This is a genomic window from Campylobacter sp. IFREMER_LSEM_CL2256 (assembly GCF_025771645.1).
Lineage (GTDB): Bacteria > Campylobacterota > Campylobacteria > Campylobacterales > Campylobacteraceae > Campylobacter_D.
The window spans coordinates 24,027-44,757 of record NZ_JAKMQQ010000011.1; the positions used below are offsets into that span (position 1 = coordinate 24,027).

The following is a 20,731-nucleotide window of genomic DNA, read 5'->3' on the forward strand; positions in this document are numbered from 1 at the left end:
AAGGATGAAAAATGGAAGAAAACAATAAAAACGAATTTGATGATATAATTTTGCAAAAAAGCAATAAAAGCGAAAAACTTAAAAAAATTTTACTTAGATCGATTATTTTAATCATTGTATTTTTAGTTGTTATGATAGTAATGAAGCTAATTAATGACCCAGGTGAAGAAAAAACATTACAAATGCCATCAGAACCACAAGAGCAAGCTGCTTATGAAAATAATTTTAATTCTTTGCCTATTACAGATAGTGCTAAAGAAGAGGATGAATTTGAAGCTTTAGCTAGAAAATTAAAAGAAGAGAGTTCTTTGAATGATACAAATACTACCATAGAAGAAAAGCAAGAAGTTCCAAGTAATAGTGTTTTAGATCAAATTACTACAATAAAGCCAAAAGAAGAGCCAGCTAAGGTGGAAGAAAAACAAGAAGAGATTAAACCTATAGAAAAATCTATAGAAAAACCAACTCAAAAACCTTCTGAAAAACCAAAAAATAATATAGTTGAGCAACAAAAAGCTCCAGAGCAAAGCAATACAAATGAATTATTTGAAAGTATCAAAACACCAAATGTTCAAACACAACTTCCTTCAGGTGCTTATATTCAAGTTTTTTCTTTAAATAGTTTAGATCCTAAATCAAAAGAATTAAATATACTTAAAGAAAATGGATATGATTATAAAATTTATAAAACAACAGTAAATGGCAAAGAGCTAACGAAAGTTTTAGTTGGACCTTATAAAGAGAGTGAATTAAAGACCGAATTAGAAAAAGTACGTTCTAAAATTGCAAAAGGTGCTTTTACATTTAGAGTAAAATGAAAACTTTTGCAGTTATAGGTGATCCTATTATGCATTCTAAATCTCCAAGAATGCATAATAATGCCTTGCAAACACTCAAAGAAGACGCAGTTTATACAAGATATCATCTAAAAGATAAAGCAAAACTAAAAGAGATTATTCAAAAGTTAGATGGTGCTAATATCACCATACCTTTTAAAGAAGCAGCTTGTAAAATAGCTGATTTTAAAGATGAAAGTGTTATACATATAGGCTCTGCTAATACTTTATTAAATAAAGATAATAAAATTTATGCTTATAATACAGATTATCTAGGATTTTTAAAAGCAATTGAGGATTTTTCTTTTATCAAAAATGCTTTGATTTTGGGTGCTGGGGGTACAGCTAAAGCTTTAGCTTATGCTTTAAAATCTATAAAAATTGAAGTTACAATAGCAAATCGCTCTAGTGCTAGATTTGAAAATTTAACCGATTACCCATGTTTTTTATATGCCCAACTTGATTTAAGTAAAAAATTTGATTTGATTATTAATACAACTAGTGCAGGTTTAAATGATGAAAAATTACCTTGTCAAGAAGAGATTTTAAAAGGTTTTTTTCTAAATGCCAAATATGCATTTGATGTGATTTATGGTAAAAATACAGCTTTTTTAAAATTGGCAAGAGAAAATGGCTTAAAAATAAAAGATGGTACACAAATGCTTTTATGGCAAGGTGTTTTTGCTTTCGAGTTATTTTTAGAGTGTCAAAAAATAGAAGAAATTTATAAAGCCATGGAGATGGCTTTAAAACTTCCTTAGTGACTAAACCAAGATTTGATTTTATCAAACAAGCTTTCTTGTTCTATAAAAGCTTCTTCATCTGCTAAGCCAAAGCTTTTTTCAAGTTGTAATAGTAGATTTTTTTGTTCATCAGTAAGTGTTTTTGGAAATTTTATTTCAATTTGTACAATATGTGAGCCTAATTTTCCATTATGAATATTTTTAACACCTTCATTAGCTAATTCAAATTTTTGTTTATCTTTTGCACCTACTGGAAGTTTAAGATCAGCCTCTCCCCTTATGGTAGAAACTTTAATAGTCTTTCCTAGAGCAGCTTGGGTAAAAAATACAGGTACTATGGTATAGATATCATCATCATGTCTGATAAATTTATCATCATCTTCTACGATGATTTTGATATACAAATCACCTCTTTGAGAAGAATTTGGAAGCTCATTAGCTTTGTTTTGTACTCTAAGACTCATGCCACTATCTATACCTTCTGGTATATCAAGCTCTATATGATCTTTTATTTCTTCATAGCCATTACCATGACATGTTTTGCATTTATCTTTTATAATCTGACCGCTACCTTTGCAATGATCACAAGTTTGCACAAAGGTCATAAAACCTTGTCTAACACCAACTTGCCCTTTTCCTCCGCAATGAGGACAAGTATCTAATTTTCCATTTTCTGAACCACTTCCTTTACATGATTTACAAAAACTTTTATAGGTAAAATCGATCTTTTTTTTACAGCCAAAAACAGCTTCTTTAAAGCTAATTTTTGTCGTTATTTTTAAATCTTGAGGATATTTATTTCCTTTTTCTTTTTTACGTGTTGAGCTGCCAAAACCAAATCCATCTCCAAAAAAGCTTGAAAATATATCTCCTAAATCAACATCTCCAAAACCACCAAAACCACCGGCTTGACCTTTAAGCCCTTCTTTTCCGTATCTATCATATATACTTCTTTTTTCATCATTGCTAAGCACCTCATAAGCTTCATTTACAAGCTTAAATTTCTCTTCTGCTTCTTTGTCTCCTTGATTTCTATCAGGATGATATTTTAAAGCCATCTTTCTGTATGCTTTTTTTATGGTTTCTTTATCTGAAGTTCGGGAAATTTCTAGTATTTCATAATAATTAAGTTCCACTTTTTTCCTCTCTTGAAAAATTAATATTGTAATTTTAGCAAAAAAATAAATGAATAGTTAAATTATGTGTTATAATGTTAAGTTCGTAACATATTTTCACTAAAGGGGTAGAGATGATTAATGTTTTAATGATCGAAGATGATCCAGATTTTGCAGAGTTTTTGGCAGAATATTTGGCCCAGTTTAATATAAAAGTTACTAATTATGAAGATCCATATTTGGGAATGAGTGCTGGTATAAAAAACTATGATTGTTTAATTCTTGATTTAACTTTACCTGGGCTTGATGGTCTTGAAGTTTGTCGTGAAATAAGAGAAAAATATAGTATTCCTATTATTATTTCTTCAGCTAGAAGTGATTTGAGTGATAAAATTGTAGGACTTCAAATAGGTGCAGATGACTACCTGCCAAAACCATATGATCCAAAAGAAATGCACGCAAGAATTATGAGTTTGATTCGTCGTTCTAAACGAACCAATGAAACTCCCGAGAAAATAATCAATTCGGCATTTAAAATTGATGAAAAAAGACATGAGATAAGTTACAATGATGAGGTTTTGGTTTTAACTCCTGCTGAGTATGAAATTTTAAGCTATATGATAAGACAACATGGTTTTTCGGTTAGCAGAGAACAACTTGTGTATCACTGTAAAAGCTTAAAAGATAAAGACTCTAAAAGCTTAGATGTTATTATTGGTAGACTTAGAACTAAAATTGGTGATAGCTCAAAAGCGCCAAAACATATTTTTTCAGTTAGAGGAATAGGATATAAATTAATAGGATGAAAGTAACTATTAATCTTAAAATCACCGTTCTTTTTGCAACAGCTTTTTTATTTGTTTGTGCCTTGTTTGTGCTTTTAGGAAAGGTTCAGATTGATTCTTATTTAACTAACGAACAAGGAAGGCAAAAAGAAATTGTAGAAAAAATAATATACAACCTAGAAAGAAAAGAAGATTTTTCAATACATGAGTATCTTCTTTCTAAATCTTTTAAATTAGTTGAAAATGATCGCAGTGCAAAACATATCATTGCAAAAGGTGAAAAGGTATTTAGGATTAATTCTTTATATGGAAGTTTTTCTTCTATTATTTACCATAATCAAATTTTTTTCTATGTAGAAAGTTAAATACAAAACATCTTTATGAATTAAATGCTTCTACGCGTTTAGAATATTTATTTTTACTAAGTTTCTTTTTTAGTTTGATTTTGATTATATTTTTATATTTTTCAGTATTAAGATCTTTAATGCCTTTAAAAATTCTAAAAAAGAAAATTAAAAATATTAGTGCAGGTAAAATTGAACCTTTATCCGAATACTCTCAGATTAATGATGAAATTTCAGAAATATCTTTTGAATTTGACCATGCTATCAATAAAATTCAAGAGCTTGTAAAATCAAGACAGTTTTTTTTAAGAATGATTATGCATGAGCTTAAAACACCTATTGGCAAAGGTAGAATAGTTTGTGAAATGTTAGATAACCAAAAGCAAAAAGATCGTCTAGTAGCGATTTTTGAAAGACTTGAATTGTTGATTGATGAATTTGGAAAAATTGAAAAAGTCTTATCAAGAAATTGTCAACTTAATTTGCAAACCTATCATTTGAGTTTGATTTTAGAGCAAGCTGAAGATTATTTAATGAGGGATGATTTTTATCAAAAAGTAAAAATATCCTATAAAGAAGATACTATGATAATTGCTGATCTAGAACTCTTTTCTTTAATGCTTAAAAATTTAATTGATAATGCTATTAAGTATTCAGATGATAAAGCGTGTGAGATTATATGCTCTGGGGATTATATAATTGTTAGAAATAAAGGGATGCAGCTTAAAAAAACTTTTGATTATTATTTAAAACCTTTTGTGAGAGAACAAAATACCCAAGTAGAGGGAATGGGACTAGGACTTTATATTATTAATAATATTTGCAATCTTCACGGTTATAATTTAACCTATAGCTATGAAGATGGCTATCATACTTTTAAAATTGTTTTTTCAAGGTTAAAATAATTTGAAAGGTTTGGAAAAATTTAACGAGCTAGTATCTGCCTTTTCCGCTTTGCCTACTATAGGGAAAAAGTCTGCTTTGAGGCTTGCATATCATGTTTGCATAAAAGATCCTTTATTAGGTTCTAAGCTTGCTTATCATATTGAAGAATCAATTAGAATGATAAAAAAATGCACACAATGTGGTGCTTTAAGTGAAAATGAATTATGCGAAGTTTGTTCTAATATAGAAAGAAATCATAGCATTATTTGTATAGTTCAAGATTCTAAAGATGTTTTGGTTTTAGAAGATAGTGGAAGTTATGATGGGCTTTATTTTGTACTTGATGATACAAGTGAAGAAAATATTATAAAATTAAGAAGCATGATTGAGCATAATAAAACCACAGAAATATTTTTTGCTTTCACACAAGGCTTAAATTCTGATGCCATTGTTTTTTTTATAGAAGAAAAATTAAAAGATTTAAATTTGAGTTTTTCTCAAATAGCTCAAGGTATTCCAAGTGGTGTTAGTTTGGAAAATGTTGATTTTATATCTTTGCATAAAGCTATAAATCATAGAACTAAACTTGATTGATATATTGTTTTAACAATGCTAGCCATTCACTTTTATTAATATCATTTAAGATTAAATTTGCAAAATTACAATCTTTAACTCTGTTTTTAGAAAAAAGCAAAATTACAATTTGTGGATTTTTTATCTTGTACTCTTGCAAAATTTGACTAATATGCATTAGATCAAATTTTATAACCTCATAGTCTACTAAAATTAATTTAAATCTAAATTGTAATGCCTTTTTAAAGTCACTTAAATTATCTATGGTTTGATTATGTGAACAAAATTGATTAGTTATGTTTAAAATAAGATCATTTTCAAAGTAAGAAGATTTAAAAATTAAAACATTATAACAATCTCTTGTAATGTAACACTCTTGTGTAAAATGAGTATTTAAAAAATCAACAATCTCCTCAATATGAATTTCTTCAAAAGTGAAATTTAAAACATCATCTATTTTTTCCTTTGAAATGATAAAAGAATAATTTTTATCATCTTTTTGGTTATGTTTGTATAAAATTTCACTACTAATACCCATTTTAAGCAAAATAGACTGCAATAGAAAATTTTCATTTTTGTTATTATTGATAATACCTGCATGTATGTTTTTAAAGTGTCTATGTTCTAAGTTAGGTTTATAATCATTGATAAAAGGTTTTAATATATAAGCAGAATTATCTAGATATAGATAGCTCAAGCCGTGGGCAAGATATTGATAATTTTGTTCTAGATGTAGGTTTTCCTTTTTTTGCTCATGCAGTTTTTTACCCATTAAATCAAACGATAATTTTAAATTTTCTTTTAATTCTTCTAAAGAGTTTGATTTTGGTAAGGAAAAATATTTTTCTATCTCTTGAATCAAGGTCTTGTCTTTTTTGATTTTATGATTTTTTGAGATTATATAAATACAGGCAATAATAAAAATCAAAATGCTTATAAAAGTATAAATGAAGAATAATTTTTGATCCATAGGATATAAAAAATAATAATTTAAAAAACATAAAATTAAAGTCAAAACACTAATAAATAATATCATAAATTTTCCTTGATTAATTTAGCTATTTTTGCATTGGAAAGTGATTTTAATTCATCAAAACTAGCTTTGCTAATCTCATCAAAACTACCATAATAATCTAAAAATTTTTTAATATATCCTTGAGAAATTCCAAGTTGTATTAATCTAGAACTTTGCAAATCTTGCTTTCTTTTTGTTTTTTGATGAAAACTAATTGCAAAGCGATGTGCCTCATCACGTAATTTTTGCAAAAATTGTAATTTTTTATCATCAGTAGAAAGTTGAATTTTGCCTTCTTGAGTATAAATTTTATCTTTCGCACTTCCTTTTGCCCTGTAAGCTTTCGCATCTATTTTCTCTTTGGAAATTGCTAAAATATCTACATTTGCCCCAGAGCTTTTTATGATATCATTGGCTAGCTTTAATAAAGCATCTCCTCCATCAATTAACCATAAATCAGGTGGGGGATTTTTGTCAAATGACAAAGCTCTTTTGCTAAGAGTTTGAAGCATTTGATCATAATCATTTTTATAGGATAAATGGTAGTGTCTATAAGAACTTTTGTCAAATTGTCCATCTTTATAAGCCACCAAAGCACCGACATTCGCTTCACCTTGCATATGAGAATTATCAAAAATTTCTATATAATTAGGATAATTTTGTAGGTTAAAAAAATCTTTTAATTCTTTTAAAAATAAATAATTATCGCTTTTTAAGTGCTTTTGTATGTTTATTTTTGCATTTTCTAGTGCAAGTTCACATAAGGCTTTTTTTTCGCCAAGTTTTGGAGTTTTAAGATGAAATTTTTTAGAAAACCTTTCACTAAGTAAATTTTGCAAAAGGTTCATGTCTTCAAATTCTTCATGCGTATAGATTCGGGTTGAATTTACTGGACTATCTTGGGTATAATTTTCTAATATGTATTGTTTATATATTGCATTTAGGTCAAATTCATCTTGATGATTTAGAGTTAGTACTTTATGGTTTGAGCTGATTATCCTGCCATTATTTATAACAAAACGCACCATAGAGAGTATATTTGCTTCATTGTGTATGGCAAAAACATCAAAATCTTCTAATTTTGCAAGGTCTATTTGTATTTTTACACTTAAATCTTCTATTGTTTTGATTTGATCCCTTATAGTAGCTGCTTCTTCATAGTTTTCATTTTTTGCATATTCAAACATTTTATTTTCTAAATTTTTTGTCAAAGATAAGGGATTTAAAAGAGCTTGAGTTGCCTTTTGGATAATTTTTTCATATTCTTGTTTAGAAATTTTTTGCTCACATGGACCTTTGCAACGCTTGATTTGATAAAAAAGGCAAAGCTCCTTACAAGATTTTTTTTGTCTTAGTTCAAATGATAAATACAAAGCATTTAAAAGCTCTTTTGCTCCTTTAAAAAATGGACCAAAATATTTTATTTTGTTTTTTTTGATAATTTTTCTTGTAATTTCAAATCTTGGAAAATCTTCATTTAAATCTATATAAATATAAGGGTAGGTTTTATCATCTCTTAATAATATATTATATTTTGGATGAAGTTGTTTTATGAAAGAATTTTCTAATATTAAAGCATCAGCCTCACTTTTTGTAGTGATAAATTCTAAATGATGTGTTTGGCTAATCATTTTTTGAATTCTTAAGCTATTATTAGGATTTGGGCAAAGATTTGGAGTGAAGTTAAAATAACTTCTAACGCGGTTTTTTAAATTCTTGGCTTTACCTACATATAAAAGCTTACCTTGAATATCAAAGTATTGATATACACCAGGTAAATTTGGTAAGGTTTTGAGTTCATTTTCAAGCATTTTTTATAAGCTTTCGCAGTTCTTCAAATTTGTTATGTAAAATAGGATTTTCAAAATGATTTTTAAAATTTCCATTAGAAAGCTCTAAGTGAGCTTTTTTATGTTCATTAAAAGTTTTGTTTTTAGAAATAAAGTTTTGATCACTGAGTATTTTTATGTTTTCTACCTTTGCAAAATTACTCATTGGCCTAGCTAAAGTATAGTTTTTTATGAGACTTTTAATCATTTTTTTGGTATTATCGTGATTTAATTCCATATATGCAATGTGGTGCTTAACTAAAATAATCAAAGTATTATTTTTTATAAAGAGTTTAGTAATCATTTGTTGGTGATTGTGATTAAATAAATTTAAAAACTCTTTATATTGAAAAAATATTTTTAAAGGTTTATAATGTTTAAAATCAGCAAGCTCGTTGATGATGTAATGACTCGTTTTAATTTTCATTTAATTATTTTAACATTTTTTTTATTAATATTTCTAAATGCATGTGGCTATAAGGATGCTCCATTTTATGAGATAAAAGATAATAATGGCAGTGTAAAGGAAATAAAAAAATTCCAATCTTTGGAGAGTGAAATATGAATAAAATACTTTTTTTACTTTGTTTTGGTGTTAGTTTTTTGTTAGCTAGTCAAACACATGAGCTAAATTTAGCTTTTAGTGCTTTAGGTATAGGTATTTTAATAATTTTTATATTAGGTTATTATTTTATCGCAGCAGAAGAGAAATATCATATCAATAAAACTAAGCCTGCTTTATTTATAGGAACTTTTTCTTTTATTATCATTGGTATATATATGGTAATGAATGATTTAGACACACAAATACTTGAAGAAAGTGTAAATCATCTTATTTTAGAAATTGCGCAAATTGTGTTTTTCTTAATAGCTGCTATGACTTTTATAGAAGCCTTGATAGAAAGATCGGTTTTTGAAACTTTAAAATACAAACTTGTAAGCAAGGGTTATACTTATAGAAAATTATTTTGGCTAACAGGTATTTTAGCTTTTTTTATCTCTCCAATTGCAGATAATCTTACAACTGCTTTGATTTTATCTACTGTGCTTTTAACCATAGATAAAGATAATAAAGAATTTTTAATTCCAGGTGCTATAAATATTGTAGTAGCAGCTAATGCTGGTGGAGCTTGGTCGCCTTTTGGTGATATTACTACTTTGATGGTTTGGACAGCAAAAAAAGCCACGTTTTTTGAATTTTTTGCTCTTTTCCCTGCTTCTTTTATTGGTTGGTTGCTTACTGCTTATTTGTTATCACGTTATGTGCCTAATATTAAGCCGAATTTTCACAAAGATAATTTAGAAAAAGTCGAGATTAAACCAGGTGGTAAAGTTTTTATTGCGCTTGGTTTTTTAACTATAGCTTTGGCGGTATTTATTCATAGTATTTGTGATTTACCTGCAATGTGGGGTATGATTTTTGGCCTTTCATTGCTTAGTTTGTATATGTATTTTTTCAACAGAAAACAAGGTAAAAAAGATTTAAATATTTTTCATTATATGACGCGTATTGAGATGGACACTTTATTATTTTTCTTTGGTATTTTATCTGCTGTGGGCGCCTTGCATTTTGTTGGTTGGCTTGCTTATGCTTCTGATCTTTATGCAAAATTTGGAGCTACTAGTATTAATATAGGAGTAGGATTTTTATCTGCTATTGTAGATAATGTTCCGGTTATGAGTGCGGTATTAAAGGCAAATCCAAGCATGGATGATACTCAATGGCTTTTAGTAACTCTTACAGCAGGAATAGGGGGGTCTTTGATCAGCTTTGGTTCAGCTGCTGGAGTAGGAGTGATGGGCAAAATGAAGGGAATTTATACTTTTAATGCTCATTTAAAATATGCATGGACGATTTTGGTTGGTTATATAATATCTATTATAGTTTGGTATGTACAATTTCAATTGTTAAATTTGTAAAGGAGTTAGATGAAAAAAGCAGATATTTTAGTTTTGGACTTTGGTTCACAATACACACAACTCATTGCTAGAAGATTAAGAGAACAAGGTGTGTATGCAGAAATTTTACCTTTTAATGTAAGTTTAGATGAGATCAAAGCTAAAGAGCCTAAGGGTATTATTTTAAGTGGTGGGCCAGCTAGTGTATATGCAAATGATGCTTATTTTTGTGATAAGGGTATTTTTGATTTAAATATACCAGTTTTAGGAATATGCTATGGTATGCAACTTATGGCACATCATTTTGGAGCAAATGTTGCCCCAGCAGGCCATAAAGAATATGGTAAAGCAACTATAGATATTCAAAATGATAGTGATTTGTTTAAAAATTTACCTAAAAAGCAAACGGTATGGATGAGCCATTCTGATAAGGTTGAGAATTTGCCACAAGGTTTTGAGGTTTTAGCGACTAGCGAAAATAGTCCATTTTGTGTATTTGGAGATGAGAAGCGTAAATTTTTTGCTTTACAATTTCACCCTGAAGTGCAACATAGTGAATTTGGAAAAAGCATCTTGAAAAATTTTGCTAAGTATGCATGTAATTGTGATAGTGTATGGAATATGGGATCTTTTGCAAAAACTCAAGCGCAAAAAATCAAAGAAGAAGTAGGAAATGATAAAGTACTTTGTGCAGTAAGTGGCGGAGTTGATAGTAGCGTGGTGGCTGCATTGTTGGCAAGTGCGATAAAAGATCAAGTAGTAGTTGTTTTTGTTGATAATGGTCTTTTAAGAAGTGGTGAAAGAGAACAAGTTGAGTATATGTTTAGACACACCTTAGGCATTGATTTAATCAGTATTGATGCTAGAGAGATTTTCTTAAGTCGTTTAGCAGGGGTAAGAGATCCTGAACAAAAGAGAAAAATCATAGGAAATACTTTCATAGAAGTTTTTGAAGAAGAAGCTAAAAAACATAAAGATGTAAAATATCTAGCACAAGGGACTTTGTATACTGATATTATTGAAAGTTCGGTTGTAGGAGCTAGTAAGACTATAAAATCTCATCATAATGTGGGTGGTTTACCTGAAAAGATGAATTTAAAACTCATCGAGCCATTAAAGGAAATTTTTAAAGATGAGGTAAGAGCTTTGGGAATGGAGCTTGGCTTAAGTAAAGATGTAGTTTATCGTCACCCTTTCCCAGGGCCAGGCCTTGCTATACGTATAATGGGTGAGGTAAATGAGCCTAGTTTGGAGCTTTTAAGAAAAGCAGATGTTATTTTGATTGAAGAATTAAAAAGCAGTGGCTGGTATGATAAGACATGGCAAGCTTTTTGTGTGCTTTTAAATGTGCAAAGTGTTGGTGTAATGGGTGATAATAGAACTTATGATAATGCAGTTTGCGTGCGTGTTGTTAATGCAAGCGATGGTATGACTGCAACTTTTTCTCATTTACCTTATGAATTATTAGAAAATATTTCACGCCGTATTATTAATGAAGTAGAAGGAATCAATCGCGTAGTGTATGATATTTCTAGCAAGCCACCAGCAACGATTGAATGGGAATGATCATTTAGTGCAAAAATAAACAAAAGCAGGGGGAAGATTTTGCCAAATGATAGGTGAAATTTCTACCTTGCTAAAAGTGGCAAAAAGTTTTTTCTTAAAAGCTCTCCCTTTTGGTGTTGGGAGTATATAAGCAAATGTTGCAAAACAACCATTTTCCTCTAAAGCATCATGAATGGATTTTAGCAATAAATCTTGTTCTTTGGAATTTAATAAAGCCCAAGGAATTCCTGAGATAATTAAATCTACACTATTGATCGCTCTTTTTTCTAACATATTTGGTAAAAATTCTGCTGAGTTGACTTCTATATCTATATTTTTTATCTTTTGCTTTAATTTTTTTGCCATTTGAGGATTGATTTCTACGGCAAAAAAACTTGCATTATGGCTTTTTTGTTTGAGGATATACTTTGTAAAACTTCCTGTACCAGGCCCTATTTCAACGATATTTTTTGCATGTTGGACATGAGAAGTTATGAGTTTACTTAATTTTTTAGAGCTTGCGCAAAACGCACCTGTTTGTTTTGGGTTTTTAAAATATTGATATAAAAACATAAATAAAATACCTAAAGACGTTTATTTTGTGAAATTTTAAAATATAATTGTAAATTTATGAAAACAAAGTTAAAATAAGAATTGAATTTTTCTTTAAATCAAGGATTTGGATATGCACGGAAAAATAATGGTTTATGTGGATGCTACTGGAAGAGGAACAGTAATCAATCTAGCAAAAACATTTTTTGAATTTAATAAACACGCATGGCATGATAAAAGAAGTATGCCAACGGTTGGTATGTTTGTTGAATTTAGATCCGATGGAAAGCATATTACCGATTTACGTCCTTCTAAATTTCAAGAATTTACAGATGGTGATTTTATCAAAGAAAGAGATTTCTGGAAAACAGATAGCGATGATGAATTAGAAGATTTAAGATTGACAAGACGCGATGCTTATGTTCAAGAACTTTATAGAGAAACAGATTATGATAATCTTGATAAAATCACATTAAATTTAACTATCCCACAAGCCATTCAAAGATATTTTTATAATGAAACCTTGTCAATTAATGCAGTAAAAGACATTAACACAGATGAGGTACCATATATTATTGATTTTTTTGCTATGAAGCGTTTTTTATATAAGGCTTTAGATACTTTATTATTTTCGGATAATACTATCAATCAAGCTGATTTTTCTGCAATGAAAAATATCATAGTGCACCTTGAAATGTCATATAAAGATATGAAAGACAAGCAAAAGCATATCAATATGGAACGCTTATATGAAGAGGTTTTTTTATCTCATCAGTGTCATTACCAAGCGCTTTTAGCTTCGATCGATAATAGAAAAAATAGAAAATTAGCACTTGATCGTCAAATGAGCACTTTAATAACAGATATAAAATCAAAGCAAGCAAGATTAGAAGCAGAAGGCGGAAAAAAACACCAAGAATTAGAAGAAATGATACAAGGTAAAAAACAAAAACTAATAGAATTAAAAAATGAAGCTGATTATTTTACTAAAAGTGTAGAAAGACTAGAGTTGATAAAAAAATCTTTTTATGAAAAAAATTTTACTATTTTTAGTAATAGTTTTAATATGGCAAGAGAAAAGCTTTTTGAAAAGATTAAGCAGGATTTAAATATATGTGCAACAAAACTAGACATAGAAATTTGGAAAAAATCTTTAAAATCAACAAGCATTAAAAACTCTTATTTTAAAACAGCAAGTGAAATTTCTTTTTGTACGCTTTCTTTTGCTGAGCTTTATTTAAACAGACTAAACAAACATGCTTTAAACCCAAATGATCAATTGTTATTTTCATATGTAAAGAAAGTAAAAAAAGAATGTGAAAAGAATTTCCTAGTTGTAACTTCTAATCCTGATTTATATGTTAATATGAAGATTCAAATTTTTGCAATGAATCCTTATTATGTAGTTAAGCATGCACCTAAGAAAGTAAATTACCAAGGGTTAATGAAAAATACTGAATTTGATATAGTTTATGTCGATGAAAAGACTATATGGGCGCCTGTTGCTGATGTTATTTTGGAAGGAAAATATTTTTTAAAGAAAGATTCTAAGACAAAATTTAAGATTTTATAAAAACCTTTTAAACGCTATTTTTAAGTTTTGTTAGTTATAATTATACTGCCTAAATGGTTCGATATGGTATTAAAGAGGATCCAACACATTAATTATAAGCTGTGATGTGTGATTTACCGTGTTCTGTGACTTCGTTTGAGTTTTGAAAAAAGCGAGAAGCTGCAGCCTTTAAAAATCACCTAATGGCATACTTTGACTTTTTGAGGGTTAGACACTTATACTCCGGCCATTTGGGTTTTTGTAATATTTTTAAGGAAAATAATGAAAATTTTAATACTAGGAAGCGGTGCTAGGGAGTATTCTATCGCTTTGGCTCTTCAAAAAACAAATGATAATTTAGAATTTTATTTTGCTCCAGGAAATGGTGCTACTGCTAAAATAGGAACAAATCTTAATATGAAAGATCCTAAAGTTATAACAGCTTATGCAAAAGCATCTGAGATTGATCTTTGCATAGTTGGGAGTGAGAATTTTTTAGCAGAGGGTATAGTAGATCTTTTTAAAGAAAACAATATTGCTATTTTTGGGCCTACTAAAGCTGCTGCTATGTTGGAAGCTTCAAAATCTTTTATGAAGAGTTTTTTAAAAAAATATAAAATCAAAACAGCTAAATTTTTAAACACAACCGATTATGAAAAAGCTAAGAAATTTATCACGTCTTTAACACCTCCTATTGTTGTAAAAGCAGATGGCTTATGTGCAGGTAAAGGGGTGATTATTGCGCAAAGCCATGAAGAAGCTTTAGAAGCTACTAAAAATATGCTAAGTGGAGAAAGCTTTGGGGAAGCTGGAAAAATTGTTGTGATTGAAGAATATCTTGATGGTTTTGAATTAAGCGTATTTGCAGTTTGCGATGGAAATGATTTTATATTGTTGCCTGCAGCGCAAGATCATAAAAGATTATTAGATAATGATAAAGGGCCTAATACGGGTGGCATGGGGGCTTATGCTCCAAGTACTTTAGCAAGTGAAAATTTGTTAGAGCAAGTGAAGAAAGATATAGTGGCGCCAACTCTTAAAGGCATGAAAGAAGAAGGTGCTGAATTTGTTGGAGTGTTGTTTATAGGCTTGATGGTTGTAAATAATAAACCTTATGTTTTAGAGTATAATGTGCGTTTTGGTGATCCTGAATGTGAGGTTTTGATGCCTTTAATAGAAAATCCTTTGGATTTATTTTTAGCATGTGTGAATAAAAATCTTGCCAATACTCATATAAAAATTAAAAATGAATTTGCTGTGGGTGTGGTTTGTGCAAGTAAAAATTATCCTTACAAGGACTCACCAAAAGCTTTGATTGAGATAGGCGATATTCCACAAAATTCTCATATTTCTTATGCTGGTGTGAGTTTAGAAGATGATAAATTATATGCCAGCGGTGGTCGCGTGTTGGTTTGTGTGGGAACTGGCAAAAGCATTGAAGAAGCTCAAAAAAACGCTTATATACTTTGTGAAAATGTCCATTTTAAAGGAAAACAATACAGAAAAGATATTGCCTTTCAGGTTCTTAAATGAGCACCAATCAAGAATTATTTGATAAGCTAGAAAAAGAAGAAATAAAAATAGCAAGTTTTAAAAAAAGATTTTTAGCTTATGTTGTCGATAGTTTTGTAATTTTGGGCATCGTAAGTATTATTTTGCTCGATAAAATTAATTCTATGCAAACTTATGAAGAAATTCATAATCTTTTAATGCGTTTTGCTGGTGGGATTTTGATTTTACAGTTTGCATACCATAGTTTATTTACTTATTTATATGGCGCAACTTTAGGAAAAATGCTTTTGAAGATCATGGTGATTGATCAAGAATTGCTAGATAAACCAAATTTTACTCAAAGCGCTCTAAGAGCAGGTGTAAGACAAATTAGTGATATGTTGTATGGTTTAGGATTTGCTTGGGCTTTGAGTAATATTGTTTTGAAAACTTGGCATGATTATGCAGCCAAAACAGTGGTGATAGATCTTGCGTAAAATATTGCTTTCTTTAGCTTGTGTAGGGAGTTTGTATGCTTCTAAGGTAGACATTTATGCTTTAGATGTTGTAAAAATAAATGATATCATAGAAGCAAAAAACAATGTGGTTGTAGTTTCTGATTTATATTTAATAACCGCAAGCGAGGCTAAATTTAATGAAACAACTAAAGATTTAGAATTGTTTGGTGATGTGAATATCTTACGAGGACAAAAAGAAAGAGCCAATTCTACTTATACTAAAATTAATCTTAAAGATAACACAACAGCTTTTAAAAATTTATTTTTTTCAAATAACGATTTAGAGGTTTGGTTGCAATGTCATCAAGCAGATTTAAATGATAAGTTTGTTGTAACTAAAAAGTCGGTTGTTTCTAGTTGTAATGTTGAAAATCCTGATTGGGAAATTCGTTTTGATGAAGGAAAATTAAATAAAGAGAGTAATTTTTTACATCTTTATAATGCAAGATTGTATGTAAAAAATACTCCTGTGATGTATTTGCCGTATTTTGGCTTTAGTGTAGACACTAAAAGGAAAAGTGGTTTGTTAATTCCTCAGGTGGTTTTAAAACAAAGCGAGGGGTTATATTATAACCAACCAATCTATTATGTTATTGATGATAATGCAGATATTCAATTTGAACCTCAAATTAGGACAAAAAGAGGCTATGGATTATACTCAACTTTAAGATTTATTGATAGTCCTTATTCTCAAGGTGAAATTAGTGGTGGTATTTTTGGAGAAAAATCAAGCTATAAAAAAGAAGAAAATTTAAAAAACAAAGAACATTATGGTTTAGAGATTAAATATTCAAGTGAAGCTTTACTCAAGAGCCTTTTGAGCGATGAATTTCAAGAAGGTTTATGGATTGATGCTACTTATTTAAATGATGTAGATTATATGAACTTAAGCTCTAGTGCAAAAACTGAAGCTTCTTTGGTTACCTCAAAAATAAATTATTTCTTATCTGATGATGATAATTATTATGGTGCTTATGCAAAGTATTATATAGACACTTCTAAAATTAGCAACAAAGATACCATGCAAGAATACCCTTCTTTTCAATATCATAGATATTTAAATGGTTTTTTTGATAACTATATACAGTATAGCTTAGATGCTTCTTTTCATAGATATTATAGACATACGGGTATTTATGCTAAAACTTTAGATTTTGATTTACCTTTAATTTATCATACAAGTTTTTTGGATGATTTTTTAAATTTTGCCTTTACAGAAAGAGTTTATGCAAATTTTGTAGATTATTCTAATACAGATATTAAAAATCAAGAGCATTTGTTTAGAAATTCACATAATTTTTCTTTATATACAGATCTTTCTAAACCTTATGAAAATTTTTATCATACCTTGTATTTAGGTGCTAATTATTTTATACCTGGAGCCAAATCAGGTAAAATTACCGAAGATTTTATAGAATTAAAAGATAATCCTGAGCAGTTTAATTTTTCGATGTATCAGTATTTTTATAGTGCTTTAGGCAAAAAAAAGCTATATCATAGTTTAAAGACTAAGTATTTTACCAAAGAAGGTAGTTTTGGTGGTTTTGATAATGTTGTGGAATATTTTTATAATGATTATATAAGTTTAAGAAATGAGGCAGAATATTCAGGGATAGATAATCGCTTTGATAAAGTATTTAGTGAGGCCTTATTTGATTATGGCGAGTGGAAAGTTAGTTTAAATCATGCTTATAGAATATATGAAAAAGAAAAATATAATTTTTTAGGAACTAAAGCTCAGTATGATATAAATACCAACTATCAAATATTTGGTGGTTTGTGGTTTGATTTGAATAAAGATCCTGAAAAATGGGAGATAGGTTATGCTTATCAAAGAAAGTGTTGGAATTATTCTTTGATGTATCGTAAGGATATTTCACCTAAACTTACTAGTGGTGGGATTAGCGCTAAAGATCAAAGTGGTGTGTATTTTATGTTTAATTTTTATCCTTTGGGTGGTGTATCTTATGATTTTTCTCTGGAAGAAAATGAAAGGTCTATATAATGTTTTTTGAAGATGAAAAAGATGCGCTTGAAAGATTATATGATTTACTTCCATTAAATAAATTAAAAGATTATATCATTATTACTCCTTCTTTAAAATCTATAGTTTTTGTTGATGCATTGGCAAAAAAATTAGAAATACCCTATGATTTTTTATTTACAGAGCAAATCAAAGCTCCTAATAATGATGAATGTCAAATAGCTATGATTAGCGAAACAAAAGAATTAGTTTACAATGAAGCCTTAGTTAAAGCTTTTGATATAAGCTTAGATTATATTTATGGTGAGGCAAATAGAACTTATGAAGAAAAAATTTTAAAGAATGTATATCGTTATAGAAAAGGTAATCTTTTAAAAGATTTAAAAGGAAAAAATATTTTAATGTTGCATGAGGGGTGTGAGAGTGGGATTACTGCTTCTTCATGTATAAAAAGTTTGTTAAAAGAAGAGGTTAGTAGTATTATTTATGCCACCGCTTTAATGCCAAGTGATGTATATGATTATATTAGTGTTTTTGCAGATGAGGTTTATTGCGTGCAAAAAATTGATCATTTTGTAGATATTGAGTTTTATTTTAAAAATAAAACGATTTTGCAAGCTCACGAAATTTTAGATATTTTAGAAGAAAGTAGGTATTATTTACCTTTAAAAAATAAATTTATATCTGAGCAATAAGTTGTTTAGATATAAATTTATAGGCAAAATAAAAACAGGCTTTTTAAGTTTTAGTTTTTAAAATTTAAAAAGCTTATTTGGTTTTGCCTATGATAAAAATTTAAAGGAAAATCATGCGACATGAAATAAATATCAATAATCACCTTGAAATATTTGATACCGATAAAGTAGCAAAACAAGCAGCAGGTGCAGTTTTAATGCAAGAAAAAAATGCAGTAGTTTTGGCAACTGTAGCAAGAGAAGAAAAAATGGTAGAAGAGGATTTTTTGCCTCTTACAGTACAATATATAGAAAAAGCTTATGCAGCAGGTAAAATTCCAGGAGGTTATGTAAAAAGAGAAACTAAGCCAGGCGACAATGAAACATTAAGCGCTAGGATTATAGATAGAAGTTTAAGACCTCTTTTTCCAAAAGGATATGCATATCCAACTCAAATTGTTGTAATGGTTCTTTCTGCTGATCCTGAAGTAGATTTACAAGTGATGAGTTTAAACGCTGCAAGCGTTGCTTTGTATTTAAGTGATATCCCTATTAAAGCACCTGTTTGTGGAGTAAGAATAGGTCGTATAAATAATGAATTTGTTTTAAATCCAAGCAATAGTGAGTTAAAAAATAGCACTTTAGATCTTTATGTAGCAGGCGTTAAAGATGAGCTTTTAATGATAGAAATGAGAGCTTTGGCAAACAAGCAAGATGATAAACACCGTATGAATGAACTTAGCGAAGATGATACTTTAAAGGCTTTAGATTTTGCAAGTAGTGCAATCTTGCGTGGTTCCAATGAATATGAAAAAGCATTTGCTGCTTATAGAAAAAATTCTAAACTTGAGTTTAAAATAGAGTCAGATAATATTCAAATTATTGACTATATAAAAAATACTTATATAACAAAACTCAAAATTGCTATTAATCAAATGGCAAAAAGTGAAAGGGCAAGTGAAATTTTACAAATAGCAAAAGAGATTGAAAGTGAATCTATAGCTATTGAAAACGAATGGAAATTTGAAGATATTGAAAAAGCTTTACATGTATGCAAAAGAGAACTTATTAGAAACCAAATTATTAATGAAAATAAAAGAGCAGATGGTAGAGGTTTAAAGGATGTTAGAAAAATAGACATAGAAACAAATATTTTACCAAGTGCACATGGATCTTGTCTTTTTACTAGAGGGCAAACCCAAGCCTTAGTTGTGGCTACCTTGGGAAATGATAATGATGCGCAAATGTCAGATATGCTTACAGAAAAAAACCCAATTTGTGAAAAATTTATGGTTAATTATAATTTTCCAGGTTTTTCGGTGGGCGAAGCTAGCCCTATAAAAGCTCCTGGTAGAAGAGAGTTAGGCCATGGAAATTTAGCAAAAAGAGCTTTGTATCCTAGTGTTGATACAGATTATGTTCATACAATTCGTTTGGTTTCTGAAATTTTAGAAAGCAATGGTTCTAGTTCTATGGCTACTGTTTGTGGTGGTGCATTGGCTTTAAGAGCTGCAGGGGTAAAAAGTGAAAAACTAGTAGCAGGTGTGGCGATGGGGCTAGTTTTTGAAGATGAAAAATATGCTATTTTAACCGATATCATGGGGCTTGAAGATCATGATGGAGATATGGATTTTAAAGTAGCAGGAAGCTATGATGGAATCACTGCTTTGCAGATGGATATAAAACTTGGTGGTATAGAGCAACAGGTTTTAAAAGAGGCTTTATATCAAGCAAAAGAAGCTAGGGAACACATTTTGCAATTAATGGAAGAGACTAATCAAAACATAGTTGTTAATGAAGCTATTTTGCCAAAGATTGAAATTTTTAATGTAGATCCAAATAAAATTCCTGATATTATAGGTCAAGGTGGTAAAACCATTAAAGAAATTATTGAAAAATTTGAAGTTAATATTGACTTAGATAGAGATAAAGGTGAGGTTAAAATAGCAGGAATTAATCATGATTTGATTTCTCAAAGTAAAGAGTATATATTAAATTTACTTCACTCTAAAGGTTCTAACAAAAAGCGCGACAAAAAGGAAATGCCTAAATTTGATATCGGAGAAGAATTTTTAGGACGAGTTCAAAAGGTTGTAGAATTTGGAGTTTTTGTAGAACTTAAAGAAGGCGTGGATGGTTTATTGCATAATTCCAAGATTAAAGAAAAGTTAGAAGTGGGACATGAAATTAAAGTTAAAGTTGCAGAAATCAAAAACGGAAAAGTATCTTTAGACTTAGCCTAAATTTTGAGCATGTTAAAAAATATGCTCAAAATTTTATATTATATCTTGACAAAAGAATATTCTTTTGGCATAATTTCGTTTTTTGATTGTCTCGTTAGCTCAGCCGGTAGAGCATCTCCCTTTTAAGGAGGGGGCCGTTGGTTCGAAT

18 protein-coding genes and 1 pseudogene are annotated in these 20,731 nt (G+C 29.2%); 14 read left to right on the top strand and 5 right to left on the bottom strand.

The window, feature by feature from the left end; all coding sequences use genetic code 11:
• The first annotated feature begins 11 nt into the window (after window positions 1-11).
• A complete protein-coding gene (locus L8U00_RS06300; RefSeq protein ID WP_263708923.1) occupies window positions 12-818 on the top strand; it encodes an SPOR domain-containing protein in 807 nt (268 codons plus the stop codon).
• Entirely contained in the window at window positions 815-1,597 is a 783-nt protein-coding gene (locus L8U00_RS06305) for a shikimate dehydrogenase (protein WP_263708924.1), read from the top strand. The genes L8U00_RS06300 and L8U00_RS06305 overlap by 4 nt, the downstream gene beginning before the upstream one ends.
• Here L8U00_RS06305 and dnaJ read toward each other — a convergent pair.
• On the bottom strand, window positions 1,594-2,715 hold the full coding sequence (dnaJ, locus tag L8U00_RS06310) for a molecular chaperone DnaJ (RefSeq protein ID WP_263708925.1): 1,122 nt from the start codon (window positions 2,713-2,715) through the stop codon (window positions 1,594-1,596). The genes L8U00_RS06305 and dnaJ overlap by 4 nt on opposite strands.
• Window positions 2,716-2,828: 113 nt before the next feature.
• Between dnaJ and L8U00_RS06315 the strand changes: the two genes are divergently transcribed.
• From L8U00_RS06315 to recR, 4 genes and pseudogenes are all read left to right on the top strand, one after another.
• Window positions 2,829-3,500: a response regulator transcription factor gene (locus tag L8U00_RS06315; RefSeq protein WP_012661225.1), complete on the top strand. Its 672-nt coding sequence runs from the start codon at window positions 2,829-2,831 to the stop codon at window positions 3,498-3,500.
• A complete protein-coding gene (locus tag L8U00_RS06320; protein WP_263708926.1) occupies window positions 3,497-3,844 on the top strand; it encodes a hypothetical protein in 348 nt (115 codons plus the stop codon). The genes L8U00_RS06315 and L8U00_RS06320 overlap by 4 nt, the downstream gene beginning before the upstream one ends.
• 38 nt (window positions 3,845-3,882) lie before the next feature.
• A pseudogene (locus L8U00_RS06325) lies at window positions 3,883-4,728 on the top strand (ArsS family sensor histidine kinase); the annotation flags it as partial.
• 1 nt (window position 4,729) lies between these two features.
• Window positions 4,730-5,302: a recombination mediator RecR gene (gene recR / locus L8U00_RS06330; protein ID WP_263679595.1), complete on the top strand. Its 573-nt coding sequence runs from the start codon at window positions 4,730-4,732 to the stop codon at window positions 5,300-5,302.
• Here the strand turns inward: recR and L8U00_RS06335 are convergent.
• Genes L8U00_RS06335 through L8U00_RS06345 form a run of 3 tightly spaced genes read right to left on the bottom strand, consistent with a single transcriptional unit; the run spans window position 5,289 to window position 8,552 of the window.
• Window positions 5,289-6,317: a hypothetical protein gene (locus tag L8U00_RS06335; protein WP_263664179.1), complete on the bottom strand. Its 1,029-nt coding sequence runs from the start codon at window positions 6,315-6,317 to the stop codon at window positions 5,289-5,291. The two genes, recR and L8U00_RS06335, sit on opposite strands and share 14 nt — an antisense overlap.
• A complete protein-coding gene (gene uvrC / locus L8U00_RS06340; RefSeq protein WP_263683190.1) occupies window positions 6,314-8,107 on the bottom strand; it encodes an excinuclease ABC subunit UvrC in 1,794 nt (597 codons plus the stop codon). Before uvrC ends, L8U00_RS06335 begins: the two co-directional genes overlap by 4 nt.
• On the bottom strand, window positions 8,100-8,552 hold the full coding sequence (locus L8U00_RS06345) for a hypothetical protein (RefSeq protein ID WP_263664181.1): 453 nt from the start codon (window positions 8,550-8,552) through the stop codon (window positions 8,100-8,102). The genes uvrC and L8U00_RS06345 overlap by 8 nt, the downstream gene beginning before the upstream one ends.
• Before the next feature lie 134 nt (window positions 8,553-8,686).
• Here L8U00_RS06345 and nhaD point away from each other — a divergent pair, with 134 nt between their 5' ends.
• On the top strand, window positions 8,687-10,045 hold the full coding sequence (gene nhaD, locus L8U00_RS06350) for a sodium:proton antiporter NhaD (protein WP_263708927.1): 1,359 nt from the start codon (window positions 8,687-8,689) through the stop codon (window positions 10,043-10,045).
• Between the two features lie 9 nt (window positions 10,046-10,054).
• Window positions 10,055-11,590: a glutamine-hydrolyzing GMP synthase gene (guaA, locus tag L8U00_RS06355; RefSeq protein ID WP_263708928.1), complete on the top strand. Its 1,536-nt coding sequence runs from the start codon at window positions 10,055-10,057 to the stop codon at window positions 11,588-11,590.
• Here the strand turns inward: guaA and L8U00_RS06360 are convergent, their stop codons facing one another.
• Entirely contained in the window at window positions 11,591-12,142 is a 552-nt protein-coding gene (locus L8U00_RS06360; RefSeq protein ID WP_263664184.1) for a class I SAM-dependent methyltransferase, read from the bottom strand. It lies immediately after the preceding gene.
• A gap of 112 nt (window positions 12,143-12,254) precedes the next feature.
• Between L8U00_RS06360 and L8U00_RS06365 the strand changes: the two genes are divergently transcribed.
• The 6 genes from L8U00_RS06365 to L8U00_RS06390 all read left to right on the top strand — a co-directional run bounded on the left by L8U00_RS06365 (window position 12,255) and on the right by L8U00_RS06390 (window position 20,583).
• Entirely contained in the window at window positions 12,255-13,694 is a 1,440-nt protein-coding gene (locus L8U00_RS06365) for a hypothetical protein (RefSeq protein WP_263708929.1), read from the top strand.
• A gap of 261 nt (window positions 13,695-13,955) precedes the next feature.
• Complete coding sequence (purD, locus tag L8U00_RS06370) at window positions 13,956-15,206, top strand: phosphoribosylamine--glycine ligase (RefSeq protein WP_263664186.1); 1,251 nt, start codon at window positions 13,956-13,958, stop codon at window positions 15,204-15,206.
• Window positions 15,203-15,661, top strand: coding sequence for an RDD family protein (locus L8U00_RS06375; protein WP_012661236.1), 459 nt, complete (start codon window positions 15,203-15,205; stop codon window positions 15,659-15,661). Before purD ends, L8U00_RS06375 begins: the two co-directional genes overlap by 4 nt.
• The gene (locus L8U00_RS06380) at window positions 15,651-17,687 is read left to right on the top strand and encodes an LPS-assembly protein LptD (RefSeq protein WP_263708932.1); all 2,037 of its coding nucleotides are present in this window, start codon (window positions 15,651-15,653) and stop codon (window positions 17,685-17,687) included. Before L8U00_RS06375 ends, L8U00_RS06380 begins: the two co-directional genes overlap by 11 nt.
• Window positions 17,687-18,361, top strand: a complete 675-nt coding sequence (locus L8U00_RS06385) for a phosphoribosyltransferase (RefSeq protein ID WP_263708930.1) — start codon at window positions 17,687-17,689, stop codon at window positions 18,359-18,361. Before L8U00_RS06380 ends, L8U00_RS06385 begins: the two co-directional genes overlap by 1 nt.
• A gap of 113 nt (window positions 18,362-18,474) precedes the next feature.
• Complete coding sequence (locus L8U00_RS06390; RefSeq protein ID WP_263708931.1) at window positions 18,475-20,583, top strand: polyribonucleotide nucleotidyltransferase; 2,109 nt, start codon at window positions 18,475-18,477, stop codon at window positions 20,581-20,583.
• The last annotated feature ends 148 nt before the right edge of the window (window positions 20,584-20,731 follow it).

Coding starts and splice junctions, on each gene's coding strand:
- guaA (WP_263708928.1), top strand. CDS start 10,055: ATGAAAAAAGCAGATATTTTAGTTTTGGACTTTGGTTCACAATACACA.
- purD (WP_263664186.1), top strand. CDS start 13,956: ATGAAAATTTTAATACTAGGAAGCGGTGCTAGGGAGTATTCTATCGCT.
- uvrC (WP_263683190.1), bottom strand. CDS start 8,107: ATGCTTGAAAATGAACTCAAAACCTTACCAAATTTACCTGGTGTATAT.
- L8U00_RS06360 (WP_263664184.1), bottom strand. CDS start 12,142: ATGTTTTTATATCAATATTTTAAAAACCCAAAACAAACAGGTGCGTTT.
- nhaD (WP_263708927.1), top strand. CDS start 8,687: ATGAATAAAATACTTTTTTTACTTTGTTTTGGTGTTAGTTTTTTGTTA.
- L8U00_RS06300 (WP_263708923.1), top strand. CDS start 12: ATGGAAGAAAACAATAAAAACGAATTTGATGATATAATTTTGCAAAAA.
- L8U00_RS06390 (WP_263708931.1), top strand. CDS start 18,475: ATGCGACATGAAATAAATATCAATAATCACCTTGAAATATTTGATACC.
- L8U00_RS06315 (WP_012661225.1), top strand. CDS start 2,829: ATGATTAATGTTTTAATGATCGAAGATGATCCAGATTTTGCAGAGTTT.
- L8U00_RS06320 (WP_263708926.1), top strand. CDS start 3,497: ATGAAAGTAACTATTAATCTTAAAATCACCGTTCTTTTTGCAACAGCT.
- L8U00_RS06365 (WP_263708929.1), top strand. CDS start 12,255: ATGCACGGAAAAATAATGGTTTATGTGGATGCTACTGGAAGAGGAACA.
- L8U00_RS06335 (WP_263664179.1), bottom strand. CDS start 6,317: ATGATATTATTTATTAGTGTTTTGACTTTAATTTTATGTTTTTTAAAT.
- L8U00_RS06385 (WP_263708930.1), top strand. CDS start 17,687: ATGTTTTTTGAAGATGAAAAAGATGCGCTTGAAAGATTATATGATTTA.
- L8U00_RS06345 (WP_263664181.1), bottom strand. CDS start 8,552: ATGAAAATTAAAACGAGTCATTACATCATCAACGAGCTTGCTGATTTT.
- L8U00_RS06305 (WP_263708924.1), top strand. CDS start 815: ATGAAAACTTTTGCAGTTATAGGTGATCCTATTATGCATTCTAAATCT.
- L8U00_RS06375 (WP_012661236.1), top strand. CDS start 15,203: ATGAGCACCAATCAAGAATTATTTGATAAGCTAGAAAAAGAAGAAATA.